At 66.1% G+C, this 17,222-nt stretch carries 19 protein-coding genes; 11 read left to right on the top strand and 8 right to left on the bottom strand.

What is annotated here, in order from left to right:
• Positions 1-2: 2 nt before the first annotated feature.
• Positions 3-491, bottom strand: a complete 489-nt coding sequence (locus AU192_RS08195; RefSeq protein WP_133148016.1) for a hypothetical protein — start codon at positions 489-491, stop codon at positions 3-5.
• A gap of 245 nt (positions 492-736) precedes the next feature.
• On the opposite strand from AU192_RS08195, the gene AU192_RS08190 reads away from it, so the two are divergent.
• Positions 737-1,801, top strand: a complete 1,065-nt coding sequence (locus AU192_RS08190) for a methyltransferase (RefSeq protein WP_082694263.1) — start codon at positions 737-739, stop codon at positions 1,799-1,801.
• Between the two features lie 13 nt (positions 1,802-1,814).
• Here the strand turns inward: AU192_RS08190 and AU192_RS08185 are convergent, their stop codons facing one another.
• Together AU192_RS08185 and AU192_RS08180 are read right to left on the bottom strand one after the other, a co-directional pair.
• A complete protein-coding gene (locus AU192_RS08185; RefSeq protein WP_064395297.1) occupies positions 1,815-2,597 on the bottom strand; it encodes a hypothetical protein in 783 nt (260 codons plus the stop codon).
• Between the two features lie 109 nt (positions 2,598-2,706).
• Complete coding sequence (locus tag AU192_RS08180; protein ID WP_064395296.1) at positions 2,707-3,066, bottom strand: DUF952 domain-containing protein; 360 nt, start codon at positions 3,064-3,066, stop codon at positions 2,707-2,709.
• Between the two features lie 130 nt (positions 3,067-3,196).
• Here AU192_RS08180 and AU192_RS08175 point away from each other — a divergent pair, with 130 nt between their 5' ends.
• Both AU192_RS08175 and AU192_RS08170 read left to right on the top strand, forming a co-directional pair.
• The gene (locus AU192_RS08175) at positions 3,197-3,391 is read left to right on the top strand and encodes a DUF7455 domain-containing protein (RefSeq protein WP_064395295.1); all 195 of its coding nucleotides are present in this window, start codon (positions 3,197-3,199) and stop codon (positions 3,389-3,391) included.
• 64 nt (positions 3,392-3,455) lie between these two features.
• Positions 3,456-4,472 (top strand): YihY/virulence factor BrkB family protein, encoded by a 1,017-nt coding sequence (locus AU192_RS08170; protein WP_064395294.1) that lies wholly within the window; start codon positions 3,456-3,458, stop codon positions 4,470-4,472.
• Here the strand turns inward: AU192_RS08170 and AU192_RS08165 are convergent.
• Positions 4,462-4,698 (bottom strand): DUF3039 domain-containing protein, encoded by a 237-nt coding sequence (locus AU192_RS08165; RefSeq protein WP_064350987.1) that lies wholly within the window; start codon positions 4,696-4,698, stop codon positions 4,462-4,464. The two genes, AU192_RS08170 and AU192_RS08165, sit on opposite strands and share 11 nt — an antisense overlap.
• A gap of 66 nt (positions 4,699-4,764) precedes the next feature.
• On the opposite strand from AU192_RS08165, the gene AU192_RS08160 reads away from it, so the two are divergent.
• The 3 genes from AU192_RS08160 (at position 4,765) to AU192_RS08150 (ending at position 7,104) form a co-directional block, all read left to right on the top strand.
• Entirely contained in the window at positions 4,765-5,166 is a 402-nt protein-coding gene (locus AU192_RS08160) for a DUF3099 domain-containing protein (protein WP_094285826.1), read from the top strand.
• 147 nt (positions 5,167-5,313) lie between these two features.
• Entirely contained in the window at positions 5,314-6,273 is a 960-nt protein-coding gene (sigB, locus tag AU192_RS08155) for a sigma-70 family RNA polymerase sigma factor SigB (RefSeq protein WP_064395292.1), read from the top strand.
• Positions 6,274-6,408: 135 nt separating this feature from the next.
• Complete coding sequence (locus tag AU192_RS08150) at positions 6,409-7,104, top strand: iron-dependent transcriptional repressor DtxR (RefSeq protein ID WP_064395291.1); 696 nt, start codon at positions 6,409-6,411, stop codon at positions 7,102-7,104.
• 28 nt (positions 7,105-7,132) lie between these two features.
• Here AU192_RS08150 and AU192_RS08145 read toward each other — a convergent pair whose 3' ends face one another.
• On the bottom strand, positions 7,133-8,173 hold the full coding sequence (locus AU192_RS08145) for a DUF4192 domain-containing protein (RefSeq protein ID WP_064395290.1): 1,041 nt from the start codon (positions 8,171-8,173) through the stop codon (positions 7,133-7,135).
• A gap of 161 nt (positions 8,174-8,334) precedes the next feature.
• On the opposite strand from AU192_RS08145, the gene sthA reads away from it, so the two are divergent.
• The 4 genes from sthA to AU192_RS08125 all read left to right on the top strand — a co-directional run bounded on the left by sthA (position 8,335) and on the right by AU192_RS08125 (position 12,705).
• On the top strand, positions 8,335-9,741 hold the full coding sequence (gene sthA / locus AU192_RS08140) for a Si-specific NAD(P)(+) transhydrogenase (protein WP_094285710.1): 1,407 nt from the start codon (positions 8,335-8,337) through the stop codon (positions 9,739-9,741).
• A gap of 139 nt (positions 9,742-9,880) precedes the next feature.
• Entirely contained in the window at positions 9,881-10,870 is a 990-nt protein-coding gene (locus tag AU192_RS08135; protein WP_064395288.1) for a proteasome assembly chaperone family protein, read from the top strand.
• Between the two features lie 67 nt (positions 10,871-10,937).
• A complete protein-coding gene (locus tag AU192_RS08130; protein WP_064395287.1) occupies positions 10,938-11,960 on the top strand; it encodes an alpha/beta fold hydrolase in 1,023 nt (340 codons plus the stop codon).
• Between the two features lie 58 nt (positions 11,961-12,018).
• Entirely contained in the window at positions 12,019-12,705 is a 687-nt protein-coding gene (locus AU192_RS08125) for a PhzF family phenazine biosynthesis protein (RefSeq protein ID WP_064395286.1), read from the top strand.
• A 19-nt stretch (positions 12,706-12,724) separates the two neighbouring features.
• Here the strand turns inward: AU192_RS08125 and nrdR are convergent, their stop codons facing one another.
• Both nrdR and AU192_RS08115 read right to left on the bottom strand, forming a co-directional pair.
• On the bottom strand, positions 12,725-13,195 hold the full coding sequence (nrdR, locus tag AU192_RS08120; RefSeq protein ID WP_064350988.1) for a transcriptional regulator NrdR: 471 nt from the start codon (positions 13,193-13,195) through the stop codon (positions 12,725-12,727).
• Between the two features lie 159 nt (positions 13,196-13,354).
• Positions 13,355-13,810 (bottom strand): LysM peptidoglycan-binding domain-containing protein, encoded by a 456-nt coding sequence (locus AU192_RS08115; protein ID WP_064395285.1) that lies wholly within the window; start codon positions 13,808-13,810, stop codon positions 13,355-13,357.
• 219 nt (positions 13,811-14,029) lie between these two features.
• Between AU192_RS08115 and lexA the strand changes: the two genes are divergently transcribed.
• Positions 14,030-14,725, top strand: a complete 696-nt coding sequence (lexA, locus tag AU192_RS08110; protein WP_064395284.1) for a transcriptional repressor LexA — start codon at positions 14,030-14,032, stop codon at positions 14,723-14,725.
• Here the strand turns inward: lexA and AU192_RS08105 are convergent.
• A complete protein-coding gene (locus AU192_RS08105; RefSeq protein ID WP_064395283.1) occupies positions 14,722-16,890 on the bottom strand; it encodes an LGFP repeat-containing protein in 2,169 nt (722 codons plus the stop codon). The genes lexA and AU192_RS08105 overlap by 4 nt on opposite strands.
• Positions 16,891-17,222: the final 332 nt, after the last annotated feature.

Here is a 17,222-nt window from a genome sequence, read left to right as displayed (position 1 = left end):
GCCTACGCAGGTAGCGGCGGCGGTGGTGGCGGCGGGCCGATCCTGTGGAGCGTGAATTCATTGGCGCCGTTTCCGGCCTCACCGCACAGGCCGGGGTCGTGGAAGGACCGGATCGCCTTCCCGCTCGCGGCGTCCCACGCGTAGTTCATGACCAGGTCGTGTTGCGAGCCGTCTTCGCACGTGACCGCGTTTCGGTCCAACACTCCCCTCATGATCCACCAGCCGACCTGCCAATACGCGTTCCCGCTCCATGACGGCGACTTCCGCTCGACGTCGTCGGCGTGGTACTGGGTGACGTACACACACTGGAAGGCATCGCCGTCGCAGGGGGTGACCACCCACGTCCTGGTGCCCCACTCGTAGACAGCGTCGTACGTGCCGACCGCGTTGGCCGTGATCTGGTCGGTGCCGTACGCGGGGGCCGCAAGCCCCACCGCGACCATGCCTGCCGCGAGGACGGACGCCGCCGCGGTCACCCCCCTGCTTTTCATTGGCACTCCTTTGTGTCCGGCTCGCGTCTTAGGCAGTATGCCTCGCATCGGAATGCCGCTGACTCGATTTGCGGTCAACGAGCGTTCGCGAGTGTCGGGTTGTTCGACGCGATCTCGCGTTGAGCCGTGTGTCGAACCGACACTCGCTTCGCTGCGATCGCGCCAGTTGCCGGACAGCAACCAGCGGTAACACGAAACCTGTAGTGTTTCGCGCCGTGCCGAACAAACCCGCGAAGGTTCCGCCCATGCCTGTGGTCCGCGTCGTCGACCGACTGCGGGCGGCTCTGCAATCCGTTCATCGCTCAACGGTGCCAGCCAGTGTCGCCATCCTCGAGATGGTGACCGGTGCGTGGACGACGCAAACGATGTTCGTCGCCGCGAAGCTCGGTGTCGCCGACGAACTCGCGAACGGACCGGCGCGCGCCGCAGACATCGCCGAGCGGGTTGGTGCTGACCCCGATGCCCTGTACCGGCTGATGCGGGCGCTGACGTCCAAAGGTCTGCTCGACCATCGCCGCGACGACACCTTCAGCCTGACGAAAGTCGGGGACGCCTTGCGCTCCGATCACCCGGAGTCGATGCGCGACATGGTGCTGTTCATCGGCCACCAGGCCCGCTGGGAGGACTGGGGCAGCCTGCTGCATTCGGTGCAGACCGGCGAACCGTCAGTCATCAAGCTGCGCGGGATGCCGTATTTCGACTACTTGGAAACCGATCCCGAACTGGCCCAGGTGTTCAACAAAGCGATGACCGCGACGAGCGGCATCACCAACGAAATAGCGCTCAGCCAATACGATTTCAGCGCCTTCAAACTGATCGTGGACGTCGGCGGCGGCCACGGCCTGCTGCTCTCGACGATTCTGAATCGGGCGCCGGGCGCCCACGGCATCGTGTACGACCTGCCCTCGGTGGTCAGCGACGCCGCAACCACATTCAAGGCCGCCGGAGTGACGGACCGCTGCACGGCAGAAGGCGGATCGTTCCTGGAGAGGGTGCCCGAGGGCGGTGACGCCTACGTGCTGAAGAACATCATCCACGACTGGGACGACGCCACGTCGCTGACGATCCTGCGCAACATCCGCACCGCGATCGCACCGCACGGCAAACTGCTCCTACTGGAAATGGTTCTGCCCCAACGGGCGACTCCGTTCATCGGATTCCAACTCGACCTGGAGATGCTCGTCACCGTGGGCGGCAGAGAACGCACCCGCACCGACTACGCAGAACTGTTGCGCGGCGCGGGTTTCCGGCTCGACCGCGTCGTCAACACCATCACACCGATCTCGATCGTGGAAGCAACGCCGATCTAGCGCGGCCGGGAGGTCACCGCTTCTTGTCGCGCACCTTGTACGTGGAGGGCCACGATTCGCGCGTCTCGTCGCCGGTCAACGGAATGCCCTTGCTCCCGATCTTGATGTCGTAGGCCTCCTTGCCGGGGCCCACCTCCCGGTTGGCGTGCTCGGTGGCCAGGTAGATCAACTGGTCGATCTCGGCTTCGGCGAATGCGACGAACGACGTCTTGCGGACGATGTCGTCCGCGCCCGCTGCGATGCGGTCTGGCAGCACCCGCGTCGCGAACGCCGCACCGGCCAACAACACGGACGGGATGACCCAATAGCAGAGGAACGACAGCGGTGATTCGGTGTCATGAATCGTCGCGTCGCGGTCGACGATCGGCGGGATCACCGACGACAACGTCATGCCGCCGAACACCGCCACCCAGATCCACGTCAACACAGAGGTGACACGAGCGAACAGGTCGCTCTTGACCACGTGGGGCTGCTGGCCGGCCTCGGCGAACTCCCGCACGAACGGCTTGCCGGTCATCACACCGGTGAGCGCGACGAGCAAGATGCCCGCGTTGCTCAGCGGCAGCATCCACCGTTCCGAAAACGATTCGTCGAGCGCGAAGGTCAGTACCGTCAAGACCAAAAACGTTGCTACTGCCCCGATTCCGAGTATCCGCCCAGGACCGCCGCGCATCTGCCCCAGCGCGAATGCGCCAAGCGCGACAGCCAGCGCGATCAGGGCCGCGACGATGACCGGACCATTACCGACGAGCACCCAGTAGACGATCCACGGTGCGAGACCTAACAAAATGCCCACGATTTGTAAGTGTACGTAGACCCCTCCCGCGGGTGGAAGTGATCTAGTTTGAGGCGATGCGAGAGCGGCGCAACGTGTCGCGGGGATTGGCGTACGAGGGAGCAGTCGGTCAGAGTCCCGGCGGTGCGAACCGGCCCTCGGAGTCCGGCGAATAAGACGTGACGCGGATCACAGCTCCGATTGGCAAAGGGCCGTAGAGATGTGGGAACTCCATTCCCACGGGATCAGCGGGCACACCGGGTTCCCAGCGAACCGGAGAGGACAGTCGTGCGGGGTCGATGTGGAGCAGCACCAGGTCGGTACGACCGGCGTAGAGCTGGTTGGCCGGGAGGTGCACCTGCTCGGGTGTCGACAGATGCACGAAGCCGCTCGCGGTCAACGAAGCGGGGCAATGCTCGCCGCGTGCTTGAGCAGACTGCCATTCGTCTTTGCTACACAGGTGGACCAGTACGGTGGGCGGCGGGCTCATATAGCCAGCCTGCCGCACCGGCAACTCGAGGTAACGGTGAGACACGACACACCGGTAGAGCCTCTGGGAACAACGCCGAAAGCCAAAACGTCTGAGACAGTAGATGCACGCGACAGTACGGAGGTCCGCAATGACGAACGCAACGCTCACCAGTCCCCCACTGACCCGGGCTGACCGCTGCGATCGTTGCGGCGCCGCGGCACGGGTGCGCGCGAAGCTCCCCTCGGGTGCGGAGTTGCTCTTCTGCCAGCACCACGCCAATGAGCACGAGGCCAAGCTGATCGAGGCGGCGGCCGTTCTCGAAGTCAGCCCGGTGGAGGCATAGCGTCCGACACGGCTGAGAGCCGCTCTGGGCAGGATCACCTTCCGTCAGTAATGCTGGGCTGGTCATGAATGACCAGCCCCGGCCGCTGCCGACGAAGCCGTCGCGCCACCACATCCGGCACATCGTATCAATAAAAAAAAAAAAGAGCTGGGACGACTCGATTTTCTCGGAGTCCGCGCAGGCCGCGTTCTGGTCGGCGCTGTCACTTCCCCCGCTGCTGTTGGGGATGCTCGGCAGCCTGGCCTACATCGCTCCGCTGTTCGGACCCGACACGCTTCCGATGATCGAAACCCAGATCGTCGACACGGCTGCGCGATTCTTCTCCACCAATGTGGTGACCGAGATCATCGAGCCAACGGTCCGCGACATCGTCCAGGGCGCCCGCGGTGAGGTGGTCTCGCTGGGCTTCGTGATCTCGCTGTGGGCTGGATCGTCGGCCATCTCGGCATTCGTCGACTCGATCACCGAGGCGCACGGCCAGACGCCGCTACGCCATCCGGTCCGTCAGCGGTTCTACGCGCTGGGCCTCTACGTGGTGATGTTGGTCGGCGCCATCCTCGCGGCCCCGTTCATCGCGTTGGGGCCGCGCAAGATCGCCACGTACATCCCGGACAGCTGGGACCACATTCTGCGGTTCGGCTACTACCCGGTGCTGATACTGGCGCTAATCGTGTCCGTCAACGTGCTCTACCGGGTCTCGCTGCCCAAGCCGCTACCGTCGCACCGATTGCTGCTCGGCTCGATCCTGGCCACCGCGGTGTTCCTGTTGGCGACGTTCGGCCTGCGCTTCTACCTGACCTGGATCACCGCGACCGGCTACACGTACGGCGCGTTGGCGACGCCGATCGCCTTCTTGTTGTTCGCGTTCTTCCTCGGGTTCGCGATCATGATCGGCGCGGAACTCAATGCCGCGATCCAGGAGGAGTGGCCGGCGGCCGACACGCACGCCAAGCGGTTCGGTTGGTGGTTGAAGGGAAAAGCCGAGTCACTCAACGGCGTCGCGACCGAAGATGCACCGACAGCCGCTCCGCCGTCGCCGGCAGGAGCTGCGGGGGCGGTGACCGACCGGGCTACTTCTTGAGCTTCTCGTAGATGCGCTTGCACTCCGGGCACACCGGCGAGCCGGGTTTGGCCGACTTCGTCACCGGAAACACCTCGCCGCACAGCGCGACGACGTGGGTGCCCATCACCGCGCTCTCGGCGATCTTGTCCTTCTTGACATAGTGGAAGAACTTCGGGGTATCGCTGTCAGTCCCGTCGTCGACGCGTTCGTCGGTGTCGGTGCGCTCGATCGTCTGGGTTTGCATGACAACCATTTTGCCCGTAAGAAAACCGACCCGTACAGCGGAGCCACAATGTGGGACAGTGAAGGTATGAAACAAAGCCCCGAGCTGAGTTTCGACGACGACGGCCGGCCCGTCCTGATCACTCGCGCCGCCCCCGCCTACGAGGAACAGCACCGCCAACGGGTTCGCAAGTACTTGACGCTCATGTCGTTTCGTATTCCGGCCCTCGTACTGGCCGCGGTCGCCTACGGCATCTGGCACAACGGCCTGATCTCGTTGGCGATTCTCGTCGGCTCGATTCCCTTGCCGTGGATCGCCGTGCTCATCGCCAACGACCGTCCGCCGCGGCGTCCCGAAGAGCCGCGTCGGTTCGAAAACCGCCGTCACTCCTCCGAGGTGCTGACCGCCGAACGGCCGACGCTCGAGCAGCGCACGGTCACGCCGCCGCAACCCGAGGGGCGTGGCTCGAATGGCGATGTTCCCAGCTGAGGCGCTTCTATCCCTTTTCTAAGGACATTCTCAGGTCGGGCCCGAGAAACCGCTGATCAGAAGGTGTGAACCAGCCAATGGCTGGGAACTCTTTGGACCTCGTGGGCGTTGTAGCTCATGACAGTTCGACTTGATCAGGAGGCCGTCATGGCAAATGCCAGCACCATCCGCGTCGACCAGGACCTGGACGCCCAGAGTCCAGCGGCTGACCTCGTGCGCGTGTATCTCAATGGTATTGGCAAAACTGCCTTGCTCAACGCCGCCGATGAGGTGGAACTCGCAAAGCGCATCGAGGCAGGGCTATACGCCAAGCACCTGCTCGACACGCGGAAGCGCTTGGGCGAGAACCGCAAACGTGATCTTGCCGCCGTGGTCCGCGATGGTGAGGCCGCGCGTAGGCACCTTCTCGAGGCCAACCTGCGCCTCGTCGTCTCGCTGGCGAAGCGCTACACCGGTCGCGGCATGCCGCTGCTCGACCTGATCCAGGAAGGCAACCTGGGCCTGATCCGGGCGATGGAAAAGTTCGACTACGCCAAGGGATTCAAGTTCTCGACGTACGCCACGTGGTGGATTCGTCAGGCGATCACCCGCGGCATGGCCGACCAGAGCCGGACGATCCGGCTGCCGGTGCACCTCGTCGAGCAGGTCAACAAGCTGGCTCGGATCAAGCGCGAGATGCACCAGAACCTCGGTCGTGAAGCCACCGACGAGGAACTGGCTGCCGAGTCCGGGATCCCGGTGGAGAAGATCAACGATCTGCTCGAGCACAGCCGCGACCCGGTGAGCCTCGACATGCCGGTGGGCAGCGACGAGGAGGCCCCGCTGGGTGACTTCATCGAGGACGCTGAGGCGATGTCGGCTGAGAACGCGGTGATCTCCGAACTGCTGCACACCGACATCCGGCACGTACTGGCCACGCTCGACGAGCGCGAGCAGCAGGTGATCCGGCTGCGGTTCGGCCTCGACGACGGCCAGCCCCGCACCCTCGACCAGATCGGCAAGCTGTTCGGGCTCTCCCGCGAGCGGGTGCGCCAGATCGAGCGCGAGGTCATGGCCAAGCTGCGCAACGGAGAACGTGCGGACCGCCTCCGCTCGTACGCCAGCTAGAACCCCCGACACGATCCCCGCCGCTTTCGACCGGCGGGGATCGTGTCGTATCAGCAAGTGCCGGTGTCGCAGACGTAACAACGCAGTTCAGACCCTTTAGCCGGTAGACTCGACCTCTGACGGAGGGTTAGCGCAATGAATGATCTGGTCGACACCACGGAGATGTACCTGCGGACGATCTACGACCTCGAGGAAGAGGGCGTGGTGCCCCTGCGCGCACGCATCGCAGAACGTCTCGATCAGAGCGGTCCCACCGTCAGCCAGACGGTGTCGCGGATGGAGCGCGACGGCCTGCTGCACGTCGCAGGCGATCGCCACCTCGAGCTGACCGACAAGGGCCGCGCCCTCGCCGTCGCCGTCATGCGCAAGCACCGCCTCGCCGAGAGGCTGCTCGTCGATGTCATCGGCCTGCCCTGGGAGGAAGTACACGCCGAGGCCTGCCGCTGGGAACATGTGATGAGCGAGGACGTCGAGCGGCGGCTCGTCCAGGTTCTCGACAACCCGACCACCTCGCCGTTCGGGAACCCCATCCCCGGGCTTTCGGAGCTGGGCTTGATCAGCACGTCGTCGGAACGCGACCGGTTGAACCTCGTTCGGCTGACCGAGTTGCCCGCCGGTATGCCCGTCGCGGTCGTGGTGCGGCAGCTGACCGAACACGTACAGGGTGACGCCAACCTGATCAGCAGGCTCAAGGATGCCGGGGTGGTGCCCAACGCCCGCGTGACCGTGCAGAGCAACGACCACGGCGGGGTATTGATCGTGATCCCCGGCCACGAACAGGTCGAGCTGCCCCACCACATGGCGCACGCCGTCAAGGTCGAGAAGGTCTGACCTCCCGAGCAACACCAGCGGCCGGCGGTCAACCGGCCCGTCTTCCGAACGCCTGCCTGGGCGGTAACCGAACTCCCAACTGGTCGGCCAAGCGGTAGCCGGTCGCGGCGAGTTCGCGGATCTGCTCCGGCCGCAGACCGGACTGCAGCGCGGTGTCGAGCATTCGGGCCATCCGGTGGGTGCCGTCACAGCGCAGCGCCGCCTCCAACGACACCCCCGCCAGCGGACCGTCGCCGCGGGCGTAGGCCGAGAACGCCAGCAACACCAGCGCCTCGGCCCGCCACGGCTCCGGGAGCCGCCGCGACAACTCCGCCCACAGCGACTCGGCGTGGGCCGCGCGCTCACCGACTGCGAGCGCGTACAACGTGTCGCGCACCTGCAGATCGGTCAGGGCAGCCGCGATCCGGGTCACCGCCTCGTCGGGCAGTGCGTCACCCTCGGACACCCGCGCGGCCGCCGCGATCACTTCCTCGATCTCGCTGCACGCGTCGGCGTCCGATCGACTTGCCCGCGCGTCCTGGATCGGACCGGCCAACGCTCGGGCGCGAGCGGGATCGGTGACCGCGATGACGTCCTGGAGCTCGGTGCGCCGGGCATAGAGGCGGCGCCCGTCCAGCACGGCGGCCATCGCGAGCGGCGACGCAGCCGGGTCGTCCACTGTGCCCGACGCGCCGCAACCGTCGGCGCAGTGCCACCGCCCGCCGGCCGCGATCCGGTCGACGACATGCGCGGCGAGCAGTTCGATCCCCTGGTCTGCCAGGGCGGATGCCAGTGTCGCGGCCAGCTCGCGGTATTCGTCGTTGCACAGCCGACAGCCCGCACCGTCCTCGTCGACCACGACGGCGATCGCCGAGTCGGGTCGCGCCGCCGCGGCGACTTCGGCGATCTGCTCGACCGAATCGGTCAGCTCGTCGGAGAGGTCCACCCGCATGACGCATCCCATCGCGCCGCGGTCCACGGTCACGAGCACGAGGGATTTCTCGGGGACGAAGCCGAGAACGGCAGGCAGGGCGGCGATCAGCACCGCGGGGCGGTCGAGATGGAAATCGGGTGAAGGTGAGGTCGTCATGGGGTGACCTTCCCCGCCGCCTCGGACGCCAGCCGCCCGTCGACGTTCGTGACCCGCACCGCTGTGGATCAATCCGAGGTTGGGGATGAATTCAGCTTCGGTTGAGGCAGTCGGCGTGCAGAACTCGCCCAACCGGCGTACACCTTGTTGCCATGGCTTCCATGCTCGAGTACGACCTCGTGGTCATCGGTTCCGGACCAGGCGGGCAGAAGGCGGCGATCGCCGCGGCGAAGCTCGGGAAGACGGTCGCGGTCGTCGAGCGGGGACGCATGCTCGGCGGGGTGTGCGTGAACACCGGGACCATCCCGTCCAAGACGCTGCGCGAGGCGGTCGTCTACCTCACCGGTATGAGCCAGCGCGAACTGTACGGCGCCAGCTACCGGGTGAAGGAGAAGATCACGCCCGCCGACCTGCTGGCACGCACGAGCCACGTGATCGGCAAGGAACAAGACGTCGTGCGTTCCCAGCTGATGCGCAACCGCATCGACCTCATCCAGGGCCACGGCAGATTCATCGACGCGCACACCGTCCTGGTCGAGGAACCCACCCGCGGCGAGCGCACCACCGTCAGCGGCGAGTACGTCGTGATCGCCACCGGCACCAAACCGGCCCGCCCTGCCGGTATCGAGTTCGACGAGAACCGTGTGCTGGACTCCGACGGGATCCTCGACCTCAAGTCGCTGCCCTCGACGATGGTCGTGGTCGGCGCCGGGGTGATCGGCATCGAGTACGCGTCGATGTTCGCCGCGCTGGGCACCAAGGTCACCGTCGTCGAGAAGCGCGACAGCATGCTCGACTTCTGCGACCCCGAGATCGTCGAGGCGCTGAAGTTCCACCTGCGCGACCTCGCGGTGACGTTCCGGTTCGGCGAGGAGGTCACGGCCGTGGACGTTGGATCGGCGGGCACCGTGACCACGCTGGCCAGCGGTAAGCAGATCCCCGCCGAGACCGTGATGTACTCCGCGGGTCGGCAGGGCCAGACCGAGCATCTCGACCTCGACAACGCCGGACTACAGACCGACGCGCGCGGCCGCATCGACGTCGACAGCAACTTCCAGACCAAGGTCGACCACATCTACGCGGTCGGCGATGTGATCGGCTTCCCGGCGCTGGCCGCGACGTCGATGGACCAGGGCAGGCTGGCGGCCTACCACGCGTTCGGAGAGCCGGCGAAGGGAATGACCGACCTGCAGCCGATCGGTATCTACTCGATCCCGGAGGTGTCCTACGTCGGCGCGACCGAGGTCGAGCTGACGCGCAGCGCGATCCCGTACGAAGTGGGGGTTTCGCGCTACCGCGAGCTGGCCAGGGGTCAGATCGCCGGGGATTCCTACGGCATGCTCAAACTTCTGGTCGCGACGGACGATCTGCGCCTGCTCGGTGTGCACATCTTCGGCACCAGCGCTACCGAGATGGTGCACATCGGCCAGGCCGTGATGGGCTGCGGAGGAACCATCGACTACCTTGTCGACGCCGTGTTCAACTACCCCACCTTTTCGGAGGCCTACAAGGTCGCGGCCCTGGATGTGATGAACAAGCTACGGGCGCTCAACCAGTTCCGCGCCTAGCCCGACCGGGTCGCACCCGCAAACGTTTTCACGGCTTCGCGCATGGGATGCCCGCCAGCGGGAACGCAACGTGCGCGAGACTAGTTGTCACTGTACGAAGACGTTAACGGTCCGGCACCACCGCTAGGAGGCGAGGCACATGGCTGACGACGCTGGTCACCCTGAACAGCATTACCAGCCGGAACACTCAGGCATGTACGAGTTGGAGTTCCCCGCGCCCCAGCTGTCGTCCAAGGACGGCAGGGGGCCGGTGCTCATCCACGCCCTCGAAGGCTTCTCCGACGCCGGGCACGCGATCCGGTTGGCCGCCCAGCACCTGAAGGACACGCTGGACACCGAGTTGGTGGCGTCGTTCGCCATCGACGAGCTGCTGGACTACCGGTCCCGCCGCCCGTTGATGACGTTCAAGACCGACCATTTCACTCACTACGAGGATCCGGAGCTCAACCTGTACGCGATGCGCGACAGCGTCGGCACCCCGTTTCTTCTTCTGGCCGGCCTGGAGCCGGATCTGCGCTGGGAGCGGTTCATCACCGCGGTCCGGCTTCTGGCCGAACGGCTCGACGTCCGCCGCGTGGTGGGGCTGGGCACCATCCCCATGGCGGTGCCGCACACCCGGCCCATCACGATGACTGCGCATTCGAGCGACAAGGAACTCATCGCCGACCACCAGCCGTGGATCGGCGAGGTTCAGGTTCCGGCGAGTGCGTCGAACCTGCTCGAGTTCCGGATGTCGCAGCACGGGCACGAGGTGGTCGGCTACACCGTCCATGTCCCGCACTATCTGGCGCAGACGGACTATCCCGCGGCGGCCGAGGCGTTGTTGGCCGAGGTCTCCAGAAACGCGTCTCTTCAGATCCCGCTCGAGGCGCTGGTCACGGCCGGCGCGGAAGTGCTGACCAAGGTCAACGAGCAGGTCGAGCAGAGCCCCGAGGTGGCACAGGTGGTCGCCGCTCTGGAACGCCAGTACGACGCCTACATGGCGGCCCAGGAGAACCGCTCCCTGCTCGCCAGCGACGAGGACCTGCCCAGCGGTGAAGAACTCGGCGCCGAGTTCGAGCGGTTCCTGGCCCAGCAGGCCGAGAAGAAGTCGAAGGACCGATTCGAAGACGGCGACGACGCTGGATGACGGTGAGTCGCCCGGTCAATGGGCGGCTCGAGGGGCGCGGTGCCCGGCGGCCCGCTAAGTTGACGCAATGCCCCCGCGAAAGCCGAATCTTCGCCCCGTACGGGACCTCACCCCCGTGCTGCAGTTCCGCACCATCCACGGTTACCGGCGCGCATACCGGGTGGCCGGTTCGGGGCCCGCGATCCTGCTGATCCACGGAATCGGCGACAACTCCACCACGTGGGAGACGGTTCAGTCGAAGCTCGCGCAGCGATTCACCGTCATCGCACCGGACCTGTTGGGCCACGGCAAGTCCGACAAACCCCGCGCCGACTATTCGGTCGCCGCGTATGCCAATGGGATGCGCGACCTGCTCAGTATCCTCGACATCGACCACGTCACGGTGATCGGTCATTCGCTGGGCGGCGGCGTGGCCATGCAGTTCGCGTACCAGTTTCCGCAGTTGGTCGACCGACTCATCCTGGTCGGCGCCGGCGGGGTCACCAAGGATGTCAACATCGCGTTGCGCTTCGCCTCGCTGCCCATGGGCAGCGAGGCGCTGGCGCTGCTGCGACTGCCGTTCGTGCTGCCTGCCCTGCAGGCGGCGGGCCGCATCGCAGGCGGGGTCTTCGGCTCGACCGGCCTGGGTCGCGACCTGCCACAGGTGTTGCGCATCCTCAACGACCTGCCCGAACCGACCGCGTCATCGGCGTTCGCCCGTACGCTGCGGGCTGTCGTCGACTGGCGCGGTCAGGTGGTGACCATGCTGGACCGCTGTTACTTGACGCAGTCGGTTCCCGTTCAGCTGATCTGGGGTAGCTGCGACGCCGTGATCCCGGTCAGCCACGCCCGGATGGCGCACGCCGCGATGCCGGGATCGCAGTTGGAAATCTTCGACGGCTCCGGCCATTTCCCGTTCCACGACGACCCAGACCGTTTCGTCGAGGTGGTGGAGAAGTTCATCGACAGCTCCGATCCGGCGGTCTACGACCAGGAATACCTGCGCGGACTGCTGCGGGCGGGGATCACCGAAGGTGCGATCTCCGGATCGGCCCACACCCGGGTCGCGGTGCTCGACGCGATGGAAACCGACGAGCGCAGCGCGACCTGAGAGTCCTGCGCGCAGCGACCCGGCCAACGGCACTGGAATACGAAGTAGCATCGGGCCCATGGCCATCGACGTGACGGTGTTGCGAGTCTTCGCCGACCCTGACGGCAATCACGGAAACCCACTCGGTGTCGTCGACGCCAGCACCGTGGACCCCGACGATCGCCAGCGCATAGCCACCCAATTGGGTTACAGCGAAACTATTTTCGTCGACCTGCCCGCCCCGGGTACGAGCACGGCATACGCGCGTATCCATACTCCGGTCGTCGAGCTGCCGTTCGCCGGACATCCCACCGTCGGCGCGGCGTGGTGGCTTCGCGAGCAGGGCACTCCCGTCCACACGTTGCGGGTCCCGGCCGGCATCGTCCAAGTTGCCCACGACGACGACCTGACCTCCGTTCAGGCCCGTGCGGAGTGGGCACCCGAGTTCGCTGTCCACGACATCGGCTCCGTCGACGAGCTCCTGGCGCTCGACCCGTCGGAATATCCCGACGACATCAATCACTACCTGTGGACGTGGATCGACCGGGACAAGGGTGAGTTGCGGTCACGGATGTTCGCGACCGATCTTGGTGTGCCCGAAGACGAGGCCACCGGCGCCGCCGCCGTTCGGATCACCGACTACCTCAGTCGGGACCTGACGATCGTGCAGGGTAAGGGCTCGCACATCTATACCAAGTGGAGCGCCGAGGGTTGGGTGCGTGTCGCCGGCCGCGTCGTCAACGACGGCATCAAGCAGATCGACTGAATGGACCTTCGACAGCCGGTCAGCTGGCCGTCGGCTGCGGCGAATTCCGATGCGCTCGCAGCGCCTCGATTTCGCGCTCGAAATCCTCGGCCGAGGTGAATCCGCGATACACCGAGGCGAAGCGCAGGTAGGCCACCTCGTCGAGATCGCGAAGCGGCCCCAGGATGGCGAGTCCCACTTCGTGGCTGGGGATCTCGGGCGATCCCGCGGCGCGCACGGTGTCCTCGACCTGCTGTGCCAGCAGATTCAATGCGTCCTCGTCGACCTGACTGCCTTGGCACGCCCTGCGCACTCCCTTGATGACCTTTTCGCGGCTGAACGGCTCAGTGACACCGCTGCGCTTGACGACGGCCAGGATGGCGGTCTCGACCGTAGTGAACCGACGTCCGCACTCCGGGCATGATCGCCGCCGCCGGATGGCCTGGCCCTCGTCGGTTTCCCGCGAGTCGACCACACGCGAATCCGGGTGACGGCAGAACGGACAGTGCATCACCGCTCCTTCGCCGCGCCAACAGAGGACCAACTCGAACCTCTCCGAGCGTACCCGCGGCGGGTTGCGAAAGCCCAGCACCGGGCTGAACGGCACATAGTCGGCCGATCTGTCGGTGAACATGTCTGCGCAGCAAGCTGTTTGGCCGGCCGGTGACCGTCAGCCGACCGGCGCGATCAGTGTCTGGCCGGCGTCCAGTGCGGGCGAGTCGAGCTGGTTGAGCTCGCTGATCCGCTCCATCACCTGGCTCACGGGCGCGTCGGGGGCCACACGCATGGCGACGTGCTGCAGGCTTTCGCCGGTCTGGACCTGCACCACCGCGAGGCGCTCCGGCACCGCGGTCGACGTGGTGCCCACAACGCCGCCGAACTGCGCGACCAGGCCGAGCCACATCGTGATTCCCGCCGCGACCAAGGACAGGAGCACCGTGGTGGCGGGAGTGATCGGTCGCCGTCGGTGCGATGCTCGCGACATCAGCACGCCGGTTCCGCGATAGCGGACCGCCGCTCCGCCCGGCCGGGTGGCCGCGGGGTGCCGACGACGGGCGCCTGGAGGCCGGATACCGGTCCTGACCACGCGCGGGGCCTGGAATTCGTGGGTGTCGAGAACGGTCATCTGCCTGCCTTCCGATCCGCTGCTTTCGCTCTTGTGTTCGAAGATAGTCGATCACATGTTCGAAAGATAGAACGTGTGATCGAACTGTTGTGAAACGATAGGACAGGCCACCGACAGAAAATCGATGCGCGATTTCCGCGACTTCCTGAGGCACCCCGACTCCGACACGCCTCGAACACATGTTTGATTAATCGAGTGCCGCGGGTTACATTCGGCGGCATGGACTCCAGCAGCGATAATCGGGACGGCACAGGCGGGGCCAGATCTGTGGACTCTGGGCTCACCGAGCGTCAGCGCACCATCCTCGACGTGATCCGCGCATCGGTCACCAACCGTGGCTATCCACCGAGCATCAGGGAGATCGGCGATGCGGTTGGCTTGACCTCCACATCCTCAGTCGCGCATCAACTGCGCACGCTCGAACGCAAGGGCTACCTGCGGCGCGACCCCAACCGGCCGCGCGCCGTCGACGTGCGCGGCGCCGACGACCACGTGACTCCGATCGTCGCCACCGACGTCGCCGGCTCCGATGCCCTGCCGGAGCCGACGTTCGTACCGGTGCTCGGGCGCATCGCCGCGGGCGGGCCGATCCTGGCCGAGGAGGCCGTCGAAGACGTCTTCCCCCTGCCGCGCGAACTGGTCGGCGAGGGCTCGCTCTTCCTGCTCAAGGTCGTCGGCGACTCGATGGTCGACGCCGCGATCTGCGACGGCGACTGGGTGGTCGTGCGTCAACAGAACGTCGCCGACAACGGGGACATCGTGGCCGCGATGATCGACGGCGAAGCCACGGTGAAAACGTTCAAACGCACACGCGGGCAGGTGTGGTTGATGCCGCACAACCCGGCCTTCGATCCGATTCCAGGTAACGACGCCGCGGTGCTGGGCAAGGTCGTCACCGTCATACGGAAGATCTAGTCGGCCCGGACGAAGCCGTTCGTGCGCGCGAATTCCTCGCTGGAGAACCAGATTTCGGCTTGTACCTCATCGTATTCGGCCGAGGTGGGAAGCCAGTAGAGCCCCGACTGGGTGTCGGCCTTGATCGGGTAACCCTCGGGCGCCTGCCCGGAGTCACTGAACGGAAGGCGGAACGCCGGGCTGGGCACTTCCGGCTCGTCGATGACGATCTTGGCGTGACGGCCCGTGTCGGTCAGCGGATCCCGTTGCGGAGGTTCACGTTCCACCGACAAGGCGGGTATATCGCGTTCCTCGTACCCCATGTCGGGCTCCTCGAACAACGCGCCACGCTCGTCAGACGCCCCGTACAGCTCGTCGTCACGCTCTTCGGGTAGCGCGTCGCGCTCATCGGGTAGCGCGTCGCGGTCCTCGGGCGCACCGTCCTGCTCGCCGGCGGTCTCACCCGCGCCGGCGGCCAGGCGCTCCGCGGCGATGCCGGCCTCTCCGGAACTCTGTATCCGGGTCGGCGCGGTGTCGACATTGTCCGGGTTCTCCTCACCCGCGGCGAATGCCGACGTGTCCGAGGCACCACCGAAGTCCGGCGACGGCGCCTCCCAGGGATTGGCCGATGACGCCGAGCCCGACTCCCCCGACGCAGACAACGCGCCCAAACCCTCAGTGGCATACCGATCGCCGAACATCGCCGCGGACGGATCCCCGCCGCCCGCCCCGGCTGCCCCCGAACCCAGTGTGCTGTAGGCCTGTTCGGCCTCGGCGCCGTACGAGTCGTCGTAGTGGTCCTCGACGGGTCCGGGTCGATCGACGTCGTTACGACGCCGGTTGCGCAGGCTCGCAAACGCCACCAGGCCAACGAGGATGAGCACCGGCACGATCGCGAGCAGCCACCACCAGCTGAAGGCGAACCAGTTCCCGTCACCACCGGAGTCCGACGCACGCGGCGTGCCGGCCGTATCGGGGCCCTGCTCGGCGGGGACCTCCAGGCCGGCCAACTCGGTCGCGAGGTTGGGCGGCTCGGTGCTGAACTCACCGGTTGACCGATTCCAGTTGACCACGCCTCCGGTGAACCGCTGCGTGATGACGTCGCCCTTCTCGGACTGGTCGGCCATCGGTGCGCCGAGCGTCCCCTCCGCGCCGTCGAGCTTGTCCCACGCCGCACTCATCGCGCCGCGCACCAGCACAGCGCCGTGGTCCGGCGTCCAGAAGATCACCGGTTTGTCGTCGGCGGCGAAGCGCGCCATCCGGCTCGCGGTGGGCAGCCCGCCGTCGGCCTCACTGGCGATCGGAAATCCGAGATCCCCCTCGGGCCCACCGAGGCTTTCGTACTTGGCCAGGACCTGACCGGTGACGACTCGCGCCCCTGTCGCGGGACTGTAGAAGATTTTGCCGCCGGCGAAGTTCTGAGCCAGACCGTCGTCGCCTATCGGGTACGGCGGTCCCTCCGCGGCGCCGAGAGGGCCCAGCGGGCCTCCCGCCGCGCGGCGTGCCGCGTTGATCGCCGACGTCGCGTCGCCGGGGATCTGCAGGTCCGCCAATTGCCCGGCGAGGTCGGGCGGCACGGTGGTGAACGTCTTGTCGCGGGTGTTGTAGGTGATCTCGCCGCCGGTGAACTTCTGAGTGATCAGATCGCCGCGGTAAGTCTCGTCGTCGGCGGGCACACCGAGCGGTCCGGTGGAGCCGCCCAACTTGTCCCATGCCGCGTTGATCGGTCCCCGGACCACACGCGCGCCGGTGTCCTGGGTCCAGAAGATCACCGGGTTGTCGCTGGCGCTGAACGTGACGTTGAAGCTGCCGGGCGCCCGCCCTGGCCCGTCGTCCATGGTCGGGAATCCCAGGTCGCTGTCGGCAGGGCCGCCGAGCGATTCGTACTTCTCCAGGATCGCGCCGCGCATGATGTGAGCGCCGGTATCCGGGGTGAAGAAGATCTTGCCGCCCGCGAAGTTCTGCGCGAAGCCGTCGCCCACCGGGTACACGTCGCCCTGCCTGGGTCCCAATGGGCCGCCGTCACCGCCGCTGCCGTCCCAGGCCGCGGTGATCGCGGCGTTGGCGGCATCGGATTCCGGTGAGGCGCTCGCCACCGGCGGTAACAGTAGGGCCACGGCGCCCACGAGCAGACCGATCGCCATCCGGCCCAACACCGTGGTGCGCCGGCTGTTCTGCCCGATCATTCGACCTCCCGGGTCGGTACGAAATTTCGCTCGAATTTTTCGCACCCGTCCTCTATCTGTCGTCAGACGCCAATAACCAACGAACACGCCGATCTTCGGATGAAAATACCTGCCGACACTCCATTCGCTGTGGATAACCCCGCCGTGCCGCCTCGATTAATCGCGAACGCATCCCCCAATTTCGCGCCGCGGTCTCGTTGGCAGCGCAGCAATTAGTTTGCACGCGAGAGTGGGGAATGGCGGACATTCGCGAACTATTTGCACAAATCTTGGTAGCTACCAGGCAATGTCTCGTGCGATCGACGACCCGTGCACGCGATTGCGGCCGAATT

Source organism: Mycobacterium lehmannii, from assembly GCF_001499925.1.
Classification (GTDB): Bacteria; Actinomycetota; Actinomycetes; order Mycobacteriales; family Mycobacteriaceae; genus Mycobacterium; species Mycobacterium lehmannii.
The sequence above is the reverse complement of the archived record's forward strand: the minus strand, read 5'-3'. Positions and strand labels throughout refer to the sequence as shown.

Excerpts from the sequence above, each read along its gene's own strand:
- AU192_RS08150 (WP_064395291.1), top strand. The coding sequence starts at position 6,409 with ATGAATGATCTGGTCGACACCACGGAGATGTACCTGCGGACGATCTAC.
- AU192_RS08175 (WP_064395295.1), top strand. The coding sequence starts at position 3,197 with ATGACGAACGCAACGCTCACCAGTCCCCCACTGACCCGGGCTGACCGC.
- AU192_RS08135 (WP_064395288.1), top strand. The coding sequence starts at position 9,881 with ATGGCTGACGACGCTGGTCACCCTGAACAGCATTACCAGCCGGAACAC.
- AU192_RS08190 (WP_082694263.1), top strand. The coding sequence starts at position 737 with ATGCCTGTGGTCCGCGTCGTCGACCGACTGCGGGCGGCTCTGCAATCC.
- AU192_RS08160 (WP_094285826.1), top strand. The coding sequence starts at position 4,765 with ATGAAACAAAGCCCCGAGCTGAGTTTCGACGACGACGGCCGGCCCGTC.
- AU192_RS08115 (WP_064395285.1), bottom strand. The coding sequence starts at position 13,810 with ATGACCGTTCTCGACACCCACGAATTCCAGGCCCCGCGCGTGGTCAGG.
- AU192_RS08125 (WP_064395286.1), top strand. The coding sequence starts at position 12,019 with ATGGCCATCGACGTGACGGTGTTGCGAGTCTTCGCCGACCCTGACGGC.
- lexA (WP_064395284.1), top strand. The coding sequence starts at position 14,030 with ATGGACTCCAGCAGCGATAATCGGGACGGCACAGGCGGGGCCAGATCT.
- AU192_RS08145 (WP_064395290.1), bottom strand. The coding sequence starts at position 8,173 with ATGACGACCTCACCTTCACCCGATTTCCATCTCGACCGCCCCGCGGTG.
- AU192_RS08165 (WP_064350987.1), bottom strand. The coding sequence starts at position 4,698 with ATGCAAACCCAGACGATCGAGCGCACCGACACCGACGAACGCGTCGAC.
- AU192_RS08180 (WP_064395296.1), bottom strand. The coding sequence starts at position 3,066 with ATGAGCCCGCCGCCCACCGTACTGGTCCACCTGTGTAGCAAAGACGAA.
- sigB (WP_064395292.1), top strand. The coding sequence starts at position 5,314 with ATGGCAAATGCCAGCACCATCCGCGTCGACCAGGACCTGGACGCCCAG.
- AU192_RS08170 (WP_064395294.1), top strand. The coding sequence starts at position 3,456 with ATGAATGACCAGCCCCGGCCGCTGCCGACGAAGCCGTCGCGCCACCAC.
- AU192_RS08195 (WP_133148016.1), bottom strand. The coding sequence starts at position 491 with ATGAAAAGCAGGGGGGTGACCGCGGCGGCGTCCGTCCTCGCGGCAGGC.
- sthA (WP_094285710.1), top strand. The coding sequence starts at position 8,335 with ATGCTCGAGTACGACCTCGTGGTCATCGGTTCCGGACCAGGCGGGCAG.
- AU192_RS08130 (WP_064395287.1), top strand. The coding sequence starts at position 10,938 with ATGCCCCCGCGAAAGCCGAATCTTCGCCCCGTACGGGACCTCACCCCC.
- nrdR (WP_064350988.1), bottom strand. The coding sequence starts at position 13,195 with ATGCACTGTCCGTTCTGCCGTCACCCGGATTCGCGTGTGGTCGACTCG.
- AU192_RS08105 (WP_064395283.1), bottom strand. The coding sequence starts at position 16,890 with ATGATCGGGCAGAACAGCCGGCGCACCACGGTGTTGGGCCGGATGGCG.